The sequence below is a fragment of the Sporosarcina ureae genome, assembly GCF_002101375.1.
Lineage (GTDB): Bacteria > Bacillota > Bacilli > Bacillales_A > Planococcaceae > Sporosarcina > Sporosarcina ureae_B.
Genome location: NZ_CP015207.1, coordinates 1,351,454 through 1,365,947, shown reverse-complemented (window position 1 = coordinate 1,365,947; position 14,494 = coordinate 1,351,454). Strand labels below are relative to the sequence as shown.

Annotated in this window: 14 protein-coding genes; 11 read left to right on the top strand and 3 right to left on the bottom strand. The window is 39.0% G+C overall.

From position 1 onward, the window contains the following. Window positions 1–216: 216 nt before the first annotated feature. From SporoP8_RS06765 to SporoP8_RS06750, 4 genes are all read left to right on the top strand, one after another. On the top strand, window positions 217–1,317 hold the full coding sequence (locus SporoP8_RS06765) for a hypothetical protein (RefSeq protein WP_085131803.1): 1,101 nt from the start codon (window positions 217–219) through the stop codon (window positions 1,315–1,317). 100 nt (window positions 1,318–1,417) lie between these two features. Further along, a complete protein-coding gene (locus SporoP8_RS06760; protein ID WP_158232311.1) occupies window positions 1,418–2,263 on the top strand; it encodes a response regulator in 846 nt (281 codons plus the stop codon). After that, the gene (locus SporoP8_RS06755; RefSeq protein ID WP_085131801.1) at window positions 2,256–3,296 is read left to right on the top strand and encodes a HEAT repeat domain-containing protein; all 1,041 of its coding nucleotides are present in this window, start codon (window positions 2,256–2,258) and stop codon (window positions 3,294–3,296) included. Before SporoP8_RS06760 ends, SporoP8_RS06755 begins: the two co-directional genes overlap by 8 nt. A 1-nt stretch (window position 3,297) precedes the next feature. Next, complete coding sequence (locus SporoP8_RS06750) at window positions 3,298–4,722, top strand: glycosyltransferase family 2 protein (protein WP_085131800.1); 1,425 nt, start codon at window positions 3,298–3,300, stop codon at window positions 4,720–4,722. A gap of 244 nt (window positions 4,723–4,966) precedes the next feature. Here the strand turns inward: SporoP8_RS06750 and SporoP8_RS06745 are convergent, their stop codons facing one another. After that, window positions 4,967–5,857 (bottom strand): catalase, encoded by an 891-nt coding sequence (locus tag SporoP8_RS06745; RefSeq protein ID WP_085131799.1) that lies wholly within the window; start codon window positions 5,855–5,857, stop codon window positions 4,967–4,969. 113 nt (window positions 5,858–5,970) lie between these two features. Here SporoP8_RS06745 and SporoP8_RS06740 point away from each other — a divergent pair, with 113 nt between their 5' ends. After that, window positions 5,971–6,522 carry a YusW family protein gene (locus SporoP8_RS06740; protein ID WP_085131798.1) on the top strand — a complete coding sequence of 184 codons (552 nt, stop codon included), beginning with the start codon at window positions 5,971–5,973 and terminating at the stop codon, window positions 6,520–6,522. 81 nt (window positions 6,523–6,603) lie between these two features. Here the strand turns inward: SporoP8_RS06740 and SporoP8_RS06735 are convergent, their stop codons facing one another. Then, window positions 6,604–6,948, bottom strand: coding sequence for a DUF3899 domain-containing protein (locus tag SporoP8_RS06735; RefSeq protein WP_085131797.1), 345 nt, complete (start codon window positions 6,946–6,948; stop codon window positions 6,604–6,606). 191 nt (window positions 6,949–7,139) lie between these two features. Between SporoP8_RS06735 and SporoP8_RS06730 the strand changes: the two genes are divergently transcribed. The 6 genes from SporoP8_RS06730 to SporoP8_RS06705 all read left to right on the top strand — a co-directional run bounded on the left by SporoP8_RS06730 (window position 7,140) and on the right by SporoP8_RS06705 (window position 13,929). After that, the gene (locus SporoP8_RS06730) at window positions 7,140–8,870 is read left to right on the top strand and encodes a peptide ABC transporter substrate-binding protein (protein WP_085131796.1); all 1,731 of its coding nucleotides are present in this window, start codon (window positions 7,140–7,142) and stop codon (window positions 8,868–8,870) included. 172 nt (window positions 8,871–9,042) lie between these two features. Beyond that, the gene (opp3b, locus tag SporoP8_RS06725) at window positions 9,043–9,975 is read left to right on the top strand and encodes an oligopeptide ABC transporter permease (protein ID WP_085131795.1); all 933 of its coding nucleotides are present in this window, start codon (window positions 9,043–9,045) and stop codon (window positions 9,973–9,975) included. Continuing rightward, window positions 9,975–10,994, top strand: a complete 1,020-nt coding sequence (gene opp3C, locus SporoP8_RS06720; protein WP_085131794.1) for an oligopeptide ABC transporter permease — start codon at window positions 9,975–9,977, stop codon at window positions 10,992–10,994. Before opp3b ends, opp3C begins: the two co-directional genes overlap by 1 nt. 15 nt (window positions 10,995–11,009) lie before the next feature. Beyond that, window positions 11,010–12,074, top strand: coding sequence for an ABC transporter ATP-binding protein (locus tag SporoP8_RS06715; RefSeq protein WP_085131793.1), 1,065 nt, complete (start codon window positions 11,010–11,012; stop codon window positions 12,072–12,074). Continuing rightward, window positions 12,074–13,006: an ABC transporter ATP-binding protein gene (locus SporoP8_RS06710; RefSeq protein ID WP_085131792.1), complete on the top strand. Its 933-nt coding sequence runs from the start codon at window positions 12,074–12,076 to the stop codon at window positions 13,004–13,006. Before SporoP8_RS06715 ends, SporoP8_RS06710 begins: the two co-directional genes overlap by 1 nt. Window positions 13,007–13,191: 185 nt before the next feature. After that, window positions 13,192–13,929 (top strand): YtvA family blue-light photoreceptor, encoded by a 738-nt coding sequence (locus SporoP8_RS06705; protein ID WP_085131791.1) that lies wholly within the window; start codon window positions 13,192–13,194, stop codon window positions 13,927–13,929. A 45-nt stretch (window positions 13,930–13,974) separates the two neighbouring features. On the opposite strand, the gene SporoP8_RS06700 is transcribed toward SporoP8_RS06705, so the two are convergent. Continuing rightward, entirely contained in the window at window positions 13,975–14,463 is a 489-nt protein-coding gene (locus SporoP8_RS06700; protein ID WP_085131790.1) for a DinB family protein, read from the bottom strand. Window positions 14,464–14,494 lie beyond the last annotated feature (31 nt).

Genomic DNA, 14,494 nt, shown 5'->3' with positions numbered 1-14,494 from the left:
AGTAGTCACCTTTCTCTAGTAACGTAAGATAGAACAGTATTTCATGATGTTTTAGTACTACTAATAAATTATACACTAAGATATCTGCTATATTCTAGTATATTTATACTGCAATTATGTACATTCAGATTGTTTGAGAGAATACTAGACTGTATAATAAGAATGGAATGTGAAAAATTGGCTAGTAATCGATATAAGTAAAGGAGAGACATATTAGTGAAAAAAATAGCCATAGCCATACTGTTGATTTTACTCGTGTTGTCTCCACGAATCTATTGGGCCTTAAAAGAAGAGAAAGTAATGGATATCGCTGTGATCGATAAATCGGTCGCGAAGAAAGATTATCGTGAGCATAACGGTTTATTTCATGTATTAGAAGGTAAGAAAATTGTTCGGCCTGACAGGGAAGCTTATGATAGGAGTCTTGATTATTATGGATTCGATCCATACGACCAGGTCGCGCTGGAGCCATTTCATGAACGACCACTTGATATGATCTATGTTGCGGATACATATGGCGTATTCAGCGATGATCTTAAAGCCAAACCTGATGGTTCTCGATCCGAACTACTATATGGCGGTATGGAATTGATGGAGTGGAACGAACTAATGGCTAGCAAAGGCGAGGATACGACATTAATCGCAGAATTCAATAGTTTTGCATCGCCAACTAGTGAAGAAATGAGTACGATCATGCAAAAGGAACTGGGAATTACTTGGACAGGCTGGATCGGCCGGTATTTCAATGACATGTCGAATGCAGAAGTACCGAAGTGGCTTGTCGAAGGGTATAAAGAGCAGAAGAATAGTGAATGGTTGTTTGCCGGTTCTGGTCTTGCGTTTGTCCATACATCTGGAAAAGTGATTGTCTTAGATGGACAAGAAAATAAAAGTGCTGCCCATTTCAAATTAACAAAAGACGGAGAGGAAAAGTTTCCGAAAGTGTATTCATCGGATTATATGTATTGGTTCGATGTAGTAGAGCCAAATGAAAAAACCAATACTTTGGCGACATATGAATTTGATTTGACGGAAAAAGGTCGTAGTGTATTGCAAGAGGCGGATATTCCGGAAATATTCCCCGCGGTGTTGCATCAAGAACACGCGAATACCTATTATTTTGCGGGAGACTACGCAGATTTTGATAAGAACCCCATTGTTAAATGGCAAGGGATACATACTGTATATAAATACTTTGCTAAAGATGTATCTGCCTTCTATTGGCTTACATATTTTCCGATGATGGAAGAGATCTTAGATGAAACCTATCACAGAAAGAACAGTGAAAAGAGTAGCGATTCCTCTACTAGAAAATAGGAGTGAGTTTACTAACATAGGGATGGGAGATTCGCTGATTGCGCATAGTCTATTTGAAAAAAGACTACTAATAAGTCAGCTGAAGAAGGGTGTAATGAGTATGAAAATAAATAAAAATGAACTGAATATGCTGGATGCTTCTCTCTTTCATCAACTCTTTCATTGGCAGATGGCGAATACGAAACGTTTCCGTCAAGTGTTCACCATAGTCTTTGTCAAAAGTCCTGAAAGTCCAGAAATTAAGCAAATTCTTCTAGAGCAGATGCGTACTTCAGATTTATTGTTCAGTTTCCCGACCGGTGAACCGGATATCATTTTAATGGTGAATACCGGCGAAGATGAAGCAGATGTCTTTATTGAGAGATTGCGCCGTACTGAATCGACTCGCTCTTACCGAGTAGGCGTTTCGGTAATTGAAATTCGTAATGGAGATGCAACGCTTGAAGATGTACTACAAGTGGGAAATGATTCAGTAAACCGTGCATTACAATTACCAGGTGGTACGCCTTATGTAAAAGATCGCACCTTTAGAACATTAGAGCGACAATGTGTGCGAGTGAGTATTATTGACAATGACCCCGTTATCACGATGATTATACAAAAACTGGTGGAGCGTATTTCCATAAAACAACTGGATCTGGATATCCAAGTATTCCATGATGGACAATATTTCATTGAATCCAAATGGTACCAGTCTTCCCACACACATTTAGTTATTATGAATGACATTCTTCCGAGAAAGAATGGATTAGAAGTATTATATACATTACGCGAATTGCCGAATACGCAGAAATATCATGTCTTTATGATGACCAAGAGAAAAAGTGAAGCGGAAATGATTTACGCCTATCAAAACGGTGTTGATGAATATATAACGAAACCATTTAATCCAAAGTTATTTGAATCACAAATTAAGAAAGTATTGAGACGGATTTATTATGGATAAGATATTAATATCATTGTTATTAGTCATCGTAGTGTTGTTGATTATACTATTCGCTTTGTTCTTTTTACTTGTGTTTTATAGAATGCAAGAAGTGAAAAAAAAAGAGAAGGTTATAAAGTATATTGAAGATCGTCAAGTCGACTGGTATGAATATTTACTAGAAGAAGATATGTCACTTGAAGGGCTTAAACCCCATGGGAATCTAGAACTCGAAGCGATTGATGAATTGTTTTTTCGCGTTAACTACCACATCTCTTCAGATGAAATTAAAGAAAAGGTAAATGCTTTTGCCGCTGTATATATGAGTGATTACTATAAGGGAAAACTTGCTAGTCGGAGTAGGGAATTGCGTATTAATACACTCAATAAAATCAGCTTATTTCACTTGCGATTTATGCTGGATCCGGTTTCCGCGCTGTTGGAAAAGAAGAAAAAACATTCGAAAACTGAATTATTATTAATGTATGAGATTATAGGAAAGTTTTCTCGTACTGATTTCGTAGCACACTTCATCGCGCCGAAAGTTCCGCTAGGTGAATTTGATTATAAAAAATTGTTGATGGGGCTAGATGAAGAACAGATTAATTTACTAGCTGAAGACTTCGATGTTTTGCCTGAATTGCTTCAGCTGACGATGATCGAAATTATAGGTGTTCATCATTACCTTGATTGGCTTCCTTTATTGCATAAGTGTTTGGATAGTTCGGATCAAGAAATGCGAATTAGGGCATTAAAAAGTATTGCTGAACTAGAAGTAGCGGACTCGCTTGAGTTATATGAGCCATTCTCCCATTCAACTATCTGGGAAGAACGCCTGATGACAGCTAAGATTTTCCGTTTTGCACCGACAGATGAAGCATTGCCTATACTTAAACACTTGATCAAAGATCCTACTTATCAAGTTCGTGCACAAGCCGCAAAATCGATTAAATCTTTAAAAAATGGTCATCAAGCACTTTACTCTGTAATAACCATGTCATCTGACGAGTTTGCGGTCGATGTAGCGGAAGAGATGTTCGGAAAGGAGTACTAAGATGAACGCACCTCTAATAACGTCGTCGTTTTTTGGGTTTATTGGCTATATACTGCTCGTCTATATGCTAGCTGTTATTTTTTCATATACATCCATGCTACTTATCGCATTTATTCAGTTAGGAAAAGAACGAAAGTTGCAGAAAAATTTATCGGATGAAGGAGCTGTAGATTTTATATATACGCAGCCCGTAACGATAATTGTTCCTGCTTACAATGAGCAAGAAGGTGTGCTTGGGAATATTTATTCGTTGTTGGCATTGCAGTATCCTCAATTTGAGATATTGGTGATCAATGATGGATCTGTAGATAATACGGAAGATATTATAATTGAGCATTTCAATATGAAGCCAATTCGAAAAGTAGTGAATCAACAACTTGAAACGCAACCTATCGAAGCTATCTATCAATCCGATATGCACCCCAATTTACTGTTGATTACGAAAGTGAATGGTGGGAAAGCGGATGCCTTAAATGTAGGAATTAATGTGTCAAAATATCCATATTTCTGTTCAATCGATGGAGATTCCATATTGGATAGTACATCACTGCTGCGTGTAATGAAGCCTATCATGGAATCCAATAAAGAAGTTATTGCGACAGGCGGCACTGTACGGATTGCGAATGGTTATGAAATCCAAATGGGGCAAGTGGTCAGAGAAGGTTTGCCAGGCTCGGCTATCGTAATAATGCAAATTATAGAGTATATGCGTGCGTTTCTTATGGGACGAATGGCGCTTAGCAAATACAATATGGTGCTAATCATATCCGGAGCATTCAGTGTCTTTTCAAAAAAATGGGTAATGCAAGTAGGCGGATATACGAAGAATACAGTTGGAGAGGACATGGAACTAGTAGTTAAGCTACATGAAGAAATATCGGATTGTAAAGAAGATAAAGAAATTGTTTTTACACCAGATCCGGTTTGTTGGACAGAAGCTCCTGATAACTTCAAAGATCTACGTACTCAGCGTCGACGTTGGCATCAAGGACTGGCCGAAAGCCTCTGGTTACATAAGAAAATGGCATTTAATCCTAAGTATGGTTCGGTAGGGCTGCTATCAATTCCTTATTTCTTGTTCATTGAATTGCTCGGACCCGTAATAGAATTGGCTGGCTATGCTTATATGGTCTTGTCTCTATTTATGGGGGAAGCGTATATAGTCTTCGCTGGAATTCTTGGTTTATTATTTATTTTATATGGATCATTGTTTTCGATGGCATCCATTTTATTGGAGGCATGGAGTCGTAATACATATCCCGCAGTGAAGGATTTAGTTCGTCTAGTGATGTTGTCACTAACCGAAGTATTTTGGTACAGGCCACTAACCTTAATTTGGCGCACAGAGGGGATTATTAGTGCTTTGCGCGGAAAACGTGAGTGGGGAAGCATTCAACGTAGAGGATTGTCAGAAGATCGTGAATGAAAAATGCCTGACGTATCGTGACTGTTATATCAGGCATTTACGTAGTAAATATAAAGGGGTACGTCACAATATATTCAATCCTACAGTAAAGGCTTCAGTAACTACCTGTAGAGACGTTAACGATTGACCACCATTATCCGTGAATGTATGTATTCATACTGGGTTCGAAAAGGATGACTAAATGGTAGTGTCGGAGAATATATTGTGATTTTTTTATGACTTTGACATAGAAAGTCTACTAGGTTTATCTAACGCCGCGTCGCTTGGCAGATTCAGCGTACGCCGTGGATCGGAAATGTAGTATGGGGTCATCACTGCATTCTATTCCTTCTATAGTAACCGTTGGATCAAAGATGAAGGACTCAGCGTTATCTACACGAAGAGAGTTCAGTGTTAGGGTTCCTGCTTCAATTTTCTTTCGATCATCGGGCCAGGCGATAGTTGGGTCATCAATTGCATCTCCATGTTCGGCGAATTGTATAAGTAAGCGAAAACGTACAGACTGGTCTAGTCTAACTTTATGAATAAGTTCATTTTCCATTGAGCTGTTGACATTACCATCATCATTTTGGGGAACAGGTTGCCATTCAAATCGGACAGCCTGTTTTTGCATGTCCTTATTTCTCAAATAATACGCATGGATTGAATAGTAATGGAGGGACTCGAAATTACGAAAAGGCTGTAGTTCTTTTAAAATGGAACCAAATGCTTTGTACTCTGCATCATGTATCAATGCATCTATTCGTTGTGCCCATGTACTACGAGAATCGAATGCCTGCACCAAACGAATAAAGGCATCTGGAGTTTTACTAATAAAAATCGGTATATTGGCCATAGTCAAATTTGTGAATGTACCATCAAATAATTGAAAACGCACTGCCATTCCTTTAATTGGATTCAATCGTTCGCTTGGATTTCGGCTTGTAGAGCTATGAGAAAAACGTACAACAGCTGAAACTTCCCTTTGCTGTAAATGGGCAGCTGTTGTCCAAGGTACGGCAGCCCCGGTTGGTTGGAAAGTCGCGTCAAATGCGACACCAATTGCATGTGCACGTCGTAAATGACTTTCTGTATGCACCGCTGATTCAATAGAATCAATAGCTTCTTTAGCAGTTACGGGACCTTGATTTTTCATTTGAAATCACTCCTTTACATATAACATACCCTTCATTAATTAAAATTAAGCGATTAAAAAAATAGAATTGGGGGTATTAATAGTGGCAAGACAACTTTTAGGAGGAATAGTATATGAATCGTTTGTTACTAACTGGAATATCTGTCATGGCACTCAGCCTTGCAGCATGCGGGACTGATACGACGGATGACAATGTGAAAGAAAACTCAGGCACAACACCGCCTGTGGAACAACCTGCTGAGCCTACAACTGAAGATACTAACAAAAACTCTACTGATGGAGGTAATACAGACGCTGTGCAACAAACAGATTCTGCAACGGATAATATGAAAGCAGATATGGATAAACTTTCATTTAAAGAAATCCAGATTGAAGTTTTGTACAGTGGTGATAAAGAATACGAAGCGGATATTGAACAAGACGAAAATGAACCAATTGAAGCGAAAGTGGAAGATGAAGTAAATGGTGTATACTTGAAAAATCAAGAAGCATTTGATGATTTATACCCGAAGGTTAAACAACTCGATTTGACGAAAGACAGCACAAAGCAGGAAGCGATTGATCAAGTGCTGAAAATCTTTGGCTTGGATGCAAATTACGAGAAAATTGAAGTAGAAATTAAATTTAATGATGGAAGTAAGTTAGATGTAGAAGAACGTAAATAAGAGCAAGAACAGCCCTTCCTTTTCAAGGAAGGGCTGTTTTGGGGTTGAAGATAACTTAAGAAGTTCTGTCAGGATCAACATTTATAAATAGTACACTCCAAGCGCAACAATCATTAAAATGAAAGTGGGTATACCAGCGGCGAAAAACCACGCCGGACTCGCTGACATCGCCTCGGATGGAGCACGCATTGAATCTAGCACTTCCCTCTGGCCTTTCAAAGCAAAGACCTTTCGTGTACTCGTCATGAAAAAATCAAAAGAGCCTGTACGAATAATAAATACCACCGAACCGATAAATAGTAGAAATCCACTGATGAAAAAGGAAGCATTGATATAGCCGAGTAGTGAGATTTCACCATATACCGAAAAGGCAGAAATAACAATCACTAATTGAGATAGTAGAAATACAATAATATTACGTTTCATATGGAATCCTTCTTTTCATTTATAGAATTAGTAACTACTATCTATCATACAGGACATAAATTAAAATGTGTAGAATCTTCTATGATAGTTCAAAATTATGACAATAGCGTTGTTAGCGTTTACATCTAGAAATTCTTCTTGTATAATGAAAAAGCTAGCACTACAAAAACATCAAAGGGGAGGTCAACAATTTGAAAAGAAATAAGTGGCTTATATTAATGGCTTTAACATTAGTCTTAAGTATGTTCTTAGCTGCATGTGGTGGTTCGAAAGACGAAGAAAAGCCAACAGCAGACGGGGACGACAAGGACAAAGATGCAGCAACTGAAGAAAAAAAGCACGCTAAAGACGAAGATGGAGAACCGGATGCAGAACAGGTTCTTTACTTGTCAGAACGCGCAGCTATTCCATCCGTTGATTCTTCAATCGTAGAAGATCAAGTAGGCTTCAATGTATTAAACAATATCAATGAAGGTTTATACCGTTTAAACCAAGATAATATTGCAGAACCCGCAATGGCTGCTGAAGAAGCAAAAGTAAGTGAAGATGGATTGACGTATACATTTAAACTTCGCGATGCAATGTGGGCTGATGAAACACCTGTAACAGCAAATGATTTCGTCTATGCTTGGCAGCGTGCAATTGATCCAGCAACTGGTTCACCTTATGGACCATTCATGATGTCTGGCGTAGTGAAAAATGCGACAGCAATCTCTGAAGAAAAAATGGAAATATCTGAGCTTGGAGTTAAAGCTGTAGATGAAAAGACGTTTGAAGTAACACTGGAGCGTCCAGTACCATACTTCTTGTCACTCATGTCATTCGGGACTTTCTATCCACTTAAAGAAGAGTTCGTAGCTTCTAAAGCGGATGCATTTGCAACAAACTCTGATAGCCTTCTTTCAAATGGACCATTCGTTTTAACTAAATGGGATGGAACTGGCGATAGCTGGACTTATGTTAAGAACGAACATTACTGGGATGCAGAAAACGTAAAGCTTAATGAAATTCATGTAAACGTAGTAAAAGACCCTGCAACTGCAGTAAAACTTTACCAGGATGGAAAATTGGATCGGGCAGAAATGTCTGGTGATCTTGCTCAGCAATATCGCGATGATGAAGAAGCCGTGGTTCAACCAGAAACGTCTGTATTCTATTTCAAGTTTAATCAAGAGCGTGATGGTAAAGAAACACCACTTGCTAATGTGAACATCCGTAAAGCTATTGCTAAAGCTTTCGAAAAGCAAGACATGGCAGATGTAGTACTAGCTAACGGTTCATTACCAGCAAACTTCTTAGTACCAACAAACTTTGCATTTGATGAAAATGAAAAAGACTTCCGTGAGTTGAGCGGTGACCACTTGGAGTACAATGTGGAAGAAGCACAAGATCACTGGAAAAAAGGCCTTGAAGAACTAGGCGTTGAATCTCTTGATCTTGAAATTCTTGGCGGAGATACAGAAGCTTCCAAGAAAATGGACGAGTATTTCAAGGCTCAACTAGAAGGTAACTTGGAAGGATTAACAATTTCATTGAAAGAAGTACCATTCTCTGTACGTTTGGATTTGGATGGTAACCAGGACTATGATATTCAAGTATCAGGTTGGGGACCAGACTTCCAAGATCCAATTTCATTCATGGATCTATTCGTAACAGATGGTACAAACAACTTGATGTCTTACTCTAATCCTGAGTACGATAAATTGATTGAAGATTCTAAAGGCGACTTGGCTCTTAAGCCAGAAGAGCGTTATGAAGCATTCGCAAAAGCTGAGAAAATTCTACTTGATGAAGACGCTGCGATTGCACCAATTTATCAGCGTGGATTAATTTTCTTGCATAAACCTTACTTTAAGGGCTTAGTGGATCATCCATTTGGTGCTGACTATAGCTATAAGTGGGCATACATTTCAGGTAAATAATTGTAGTGTAGTAAAGATCTGAGTTTAATAGGGGAGAGTATATGGGGGTAAATATCCATATACTCTCTTTTTAGTAACGGCAAATAGTTTCAATATTTAATTTATTGTCGAAAAATGTCAAGTGGTTACTTGCATAAGTAAGTAAGAAACTCTTTTGGAGGTGTAACGTACCATGGTTAAGTATATTGGAAAACGCATCGTGTATATGTTCATAACACTGTTTTTAATTGCAACGGCCTCTTTTTTCCTTATGCAAACATTGCCAGGTTCACCGATCGCTTCTTACAACAAGTTGAATGACACACAAAAAGCAATTGTTGAAAAGAAGTATGGAATCGATAAGCCTAAGCCTGTGCAGTATGCAATCTATATGAAAAACTTGGCAAAAGGTGATTTAGGTACGTCGTTTGTATTTAAAGGGAAGAGCGTCAACGATTTATTGGCTACGAGATTGAAACCTTCTTTAATCTTGGGAGCGCAAGCGATGGTCTTCGGGACCATTGTTGGAATCCTGCTAGGTATGCTTGCCGCATTGAAGCATAATACATTCTGGGATTATGGAAGCACCTTTTTTGCAATACTCGGTATTTCTATTCCGTCCTTTGTATTTGCATCATTGCTACAATATTGGATTGCTTCAGAGTGGCATCTACTACCAGTCGGTTTGTGGAATGACGGTTGGAAATCTAGTGTCCTGCCATCGCTTGCACTCGCTATGGGGCCGCTTGCCCTATCCGCGCGCTTTATACGGACTGAGATGATAGAAGTGTTGAATTCAGATTATATTATTTTGGCTAAGGCGAAAGGTGCCAATGGTTTTGAAATTGCTTTTAAACACGCATTCCGAAATGCCTTAATACCTTTAATTACGGTTCTCGGACCATTGGCAGCTGGTTTAGTAACGGGTTCACTTGTTGTAGAACAAATTTTTGCTATTCCAGGAATTGGTGAGCAATTCGTATCGTCTATTATGACGAATGATCATGCTACGATCATGGGTACGACATTATTGTTCTCAGCCTTCCTTATTTTAATTATTTTTATTGTGGATATTTTATACGGTGTTATCGATCCACGTATCCGCGTGTCTGGAGGTAAGGGATAATGCGCAATGAACAAGAAAAATTAACACCAGAACATTTTGAACGAGTGTCAATCGACGCGCATCATTCCGAACGGATAGAGAAACCGAGTTTGAGTTTCTGGCAAGATGCATGGCTAGGGCTCCGTAAAAATAAGGCAGCTATTGTCAGTATGGTCATTCTTTTATTGGTTTTACTCATGGCACTCATCGGTCCTCATTTAAATGGACATGCGGGTGATACACAAAACTTACGCCATGCAAATTTACCGCCTAAAATACCTGGCATTGAAGCAACAGGACTTTTTGATGGGGATGGTAAGCTAGCAGGGAAGACTGTCAATCTATATGAAATGAAAAAAGTTGATGAATATTATTGGTTCGGTACAGACGGACTCGGTCGAGACTTGTTTACAAGACTTTGGGAAGGTACTCGTGTATCACTATTCATCGCATTTGTAGCCGCAGCCATTGATATGGTTATAGGTGTCGCATACGGAGGGATTTCTGGATACTTCGGTGGACGTACGGATGACATCATGCAACGCGTTGTTGAGATTTTGATCGGTATTCCTACATTAATTGTCGTTATTTTGATGATTATGATTATGGACCCGGGAATAACCGCCATCATTGTCGCGATCACCATAACTGGTTGGATAGGCATGTCGCGTATTGTACGTGCACAGACATTGAAATATAAATCACAGGAATTCGTATTGGCTTCACGTACGCTAGGTGCCAAGGATGGAAAAATCATTACTAAGCACTTACTGCCGAACATGCTGGGGATTATTATCATCAACACGATGTTCACGATTCCAAATGCGATTTTCTTTGAAGCGTTCTTAAGCTTTATCGGAATCGGACTCCAACCACCAGCTGCTTCATTAGGTACATTAATCAATGACGGATACAAAGTGATGGAGAATCAGCCATACGTGCTATTGTTCCCAGCCATTGTCATCAGTGTTCTTATGATTGCATTTAACTTGATAGGTGACGGACTGCGCGATGCACTAGATCCTAAAATGAAAGATTAAGAGGAGGAGAGCAAGTTGACAAAAATATTAGAAGTAAAAGACCTCGAGCTTTCCTTCCACACATTTGCGGGTGAAGTGAAAGCGATCCGTGGCGTAAATTTTGATTTGCACAAAGGAGAAACGCTTGCTATCGTAGGTGAGTCGGGATCGGGTAAATCTGTTACGACGAAATCAATTATGCGGCTTCTTCCTGAATCAAGTGCTGAATATAAGAGTGGGGAAATTCTATTTGAAGGAAGAGATCTAACAAAAATTCCTGAAAAAGATATGCAAAAGATTCGAGGGAAAGATATATCGATGATTTTCCAGGATCCAATGACTTCATTAAATCCAACTATGACGATTGGAAGACAAATCATGGAGCCGATCTTAAAACATCAGAAGTTGAACAAATCAGCAGCGCGTAAACAGACGATTGAATTATTAAATCTGGTCGGTATACCGAATGCAGAAAATCGTTATAAGATGTACCCTCACCAATTTTCTGGTGGGCAGCGTCAACGAATCGTCATTGCAATTGCGCTTGCGTGTAATCCGAAAGTATTGATTGCAGATGAGCCGACAACAGCACTGGATGTCACGATTCAAGCGCAAATTCTTGAGTTGATGAAAGACATTCAGAAGAAGACCGATACTTCTATCATATTTATTACGCATGACCTGGGTGTAGTAGCAAACGTTGCCGATCGAGTAGCTGTTATGTATGGTGGTCGAATCGTCGAGATCGGTACAGTAGACGAAATCTTCTATAATCCACAACATCCTTATACATGGGGCTTACTAAGTTCAATGCCTTCTATGGATTTAGAAGATCAAAAGCTATATGCGATTCCCGGCACACCTCCTGATTTATTAAATCCTCCAAAAGGAGATGCGTTCGCTTTGCGAAGTGAATATGCGATGAAGATTGATATGGAGCGTCAGCCTCCTTTCTTCAAAGTGAGCGATACACATTACGCAGCGACATGGTTATTGCACTCGCAGGCACCAGAAGTTGAACCGCCTGCCCTAATTATTGAGCGTATGAAAACATTTAAAGGTAGCCGGTACTATGTTGATCAGACGGGAGGTACTGTGTGATGTCAGACAATTTAATTGAAGTACGTAACCTTAAACAATATTTTAATGCAGGGAAATCTACTGAAGTCCGTGCGATTGATGATATTAGTTTCACTATTAAACGTGGAGAAACCTTTGGTTTAGTAGGCGAGTCAGGTTGCGGTAAATCCACAACAGGGCGTACTATGATCCGATTATATGACGCGACAGCGGGTCAAGTCCTCTATAATGGTGTAGATGTACACGCACCCAAAAGCAAAAAGGAAAATCATGCATTGAATAGAAAGATGCAAATGATATTCCAAGATCCTTATGCTTCTTTGAATCCACGTATGAAAGTTTTGGATATTATTGCAGAAGGATTAGATATTCATGGTCTAGTAAAAGGTAAAACGGATCGGAAGCAACGGGTAATTGATTTGCTTGAGACTGTTGGTTTAAATCGTGAACATGCTGAGCGTTATCCGCATGAGTTCTCAGGTGGTCAGCGTCAGCGTATCGGAATTGCACGTGCATTAGCTGTAGATCCAGAATTCATCATTGCGGATGAGCCGATCTCTGCTCTAGACGTTTCCATCCAAGCGCAAGTCGTCAATTTGTTGAAAGAGCTACAGGAAGAAAAAGGGTTGACGTATTTATTCATTGCTCACGATCTATCCATGGTTAAATACATTTCCGATCGTATTGGCGTGATGTATTTCGGTAAACTGGTGGAGATGGCTCCAGCGGATGAGTTATATCGAAATCCAATGCACGCTTATACTAAGTCTTTACTGTCAGCGATTCCACTACCTGACCCAATTTATGAACGTTCTCGTGTGCGCCATCCGTATAATCCGAAGGACCATCAATATGGACCTGACGAAAAAGTGGAATTTCGTGAAGTGGCACCTGAACATTTTGTATTATGTTCAGAGAAAGAACTCGCCGAGATGCAAGCTATACGTGTATAAGACAATATCCCTCTGATTGTGTAGAAATCAGAGGGATTTCTTTATCGTAATTAAATCCACTAGTTGTCCTGATAGTTTGTATGTTTCATCAAATATTGTGCTACTATGGAAAGAATAGATACCATTTGAATTGATAGGGTGTGTTTAAAATAAAGAATTTAACGGAGGCAGTTCAAAGAAAATTAATGGATGAGATCATTAATGGGAGTAGAGTTGCAGCTTTAGTAACAGATGCTTCGCAAGAGGATAATCCGATAATTTTTGCTAACAAAACATTCGAAACGATGACAGGGTATACTCAAGAAGAAACATTGGGGCGTAATTGTAGATTTCTTCAAGGTAAAGATACAGACCCAACTACAGTTTCGAAGATCAGAAGAGCTGTTTCTGAAAGAGTACCTTTGACAATCGTAATTAAAAACTATAAAAAAGACGGTACGTTATTTTGGAATCGGCTCAGTCTTCGTCCAATTATTATTGATGGAGTGCCATATTGTATTGGTACGCAGACAGATGTTTCTGTACAATACAAACAAATAGAAGAGCTGCATACGAAAGATCATGAAATAGAACAGCTCATGTTACCTATCATGAGAATTTATGATAACCTGGCGGCTGTTTCCTTAATCGGTCAAATGACGGAAGAACGCTTTAATCTTTTGATTACGAAACTGAGCGCCTACGTTCACTCAAATGAAGTGGATCATGTAATGATTGATATAACGGGTTTATATTGGCAACAAGGAACTTCGATTGATCGGTTGCTGGAAATTCAGCAAGTATTGAAGCTTATGGGATGTCAGCTTTATATTACAGGCATCTCTCCAGATCTTGCACAAAAATTAGCGTCAGCTAAAGATCCTCAGCAAATATTAAAAACCTTTTCAAGTATTCAGCAAGCAATTTACTATATTCAGCAATAGAGAAAAGACCTCTACCATAACGCAAAGTTATGGTAGAGGTCTTTATCAGATACTGAGTTGTTCTTTTACTTCTTTAATCTGTTCAATATGACGTAGTTCATGATAGCCGACAAATGGAATCCACTGCGTAAGACTCATTTCGCCAAAAATAGGATGGGGATACGATTTTACTGCTAATTGGTCTTCCGTTGCGTTTTCAGCTATATCATGTAAAGCAGAATGGGTAGCAGAAAGTTTACTTTTCAAGTCATGGAGAGTAGAAAAATCTGAAGTTGGTGTCACAAAATCAGGCGCATCTACTTTTTTAGAACGATCCACAGTAAGTTGAATCGGCTTCACTGTGGTAATGTTCTGATCGTCGTTAGAAAGCTTAGTCTGAATGGTTTTAGCAACGCTACCTTCCATTAAGTACAGATGTTGCACAATTTGTTTAATAGACCATCTGTTTTCAGCTGGTTTTCGATTAATCACTTCATCTGACAAGTCTTCTACTTGCGCTAATAGCTCTTTACGTGCTTGATCATTAATTTCCATAGTGGTCACCCCTTTTATTCATAGTACCACT

What these genes read in the sequence shown, in the direction of transcription:
- SporoP8_RS06700 (WP_085131790.1), bottom strand. Translation starts at nt 14,463, where the DNA reads ATGGAAATTAATGATCAAGCACGTAAAGAGCTATTAGCGCAAGTAGAA.
- SporoP8_RS06705 (WP_085131791.1), top strand. Translation starts at nt 13,192, where the DNA reads ATGGATGAGATCATTAATGGGAGTAGAGTTGCAGCTTTAGTAACAGAT.
- opp3C (WP_085131794.1), top strand. Translation starts at nt 9,975, where the DNA reads ATGCGCAATGAACAAGAAAAATTAACACCAGAACATTTTGAACGAGTG.
- SporoP8_RS06760 (WP_158232311.1), top strand. Translation starts at nt 1,418, where the DNA reads ATGAAAATAAATAAAAATGAACTGAATATGCTGGATGCTTCTCTCTTT.
- SporoP8_RS06755 (WP_085131801.1), top strand. Translation starts at nt 2,256, where the DNA reads ATGGATAAGATATTAATATCATTGTTATTAGTCATCGTAGTGTTGTTG.
- opp3b (WP_085131795.1), top strand. Translation starts at nt 9,043, where the DNA reads ATGGTTAAGTATATTGGAAAACGCATCGTGTATATGTTCATAACACTG.
- SporoP8_RS06710 (WP_085131792.1), top strand. Translation starts at nt 12,074, where the DNA reads ATGTCAGACAATTTAATTGAAGTACGTAACCTTAAACAATATTTTAAT.
- SporoP8_RS06740 (WP_085131798.1), top strand. Translation starts at nt 5,971, where the DNA reads ATGAATCGTTTGTTACTAACTGGAATATCTGTCATGGCACTCAGCCTT.
- SporoP8_RS06750 (WP_085131800.1), top strand. Translation starts at nt 3,298, where the DNA reads ATGAACGCACCTCTAATAACGTCGTCGTTTTTTGGGTTTATTGGCTAT.
- SporoP8_RS06745 (WP_085131799.1), bottom strand. Translation starts at nt 5,857, where the DNA reads ATGAAAAATCAAGGTCCCGTAACTGCTAAAGAAGCTATTGATTCTATT.
- SporoP8_RS06735 (WP_085131797.1), bottom strand. Translation starts at nt 6,948, where the DNA reads ATGAAACGTAATATTATTGTATTTCTACTATCTCAATTAGTGATTGTT.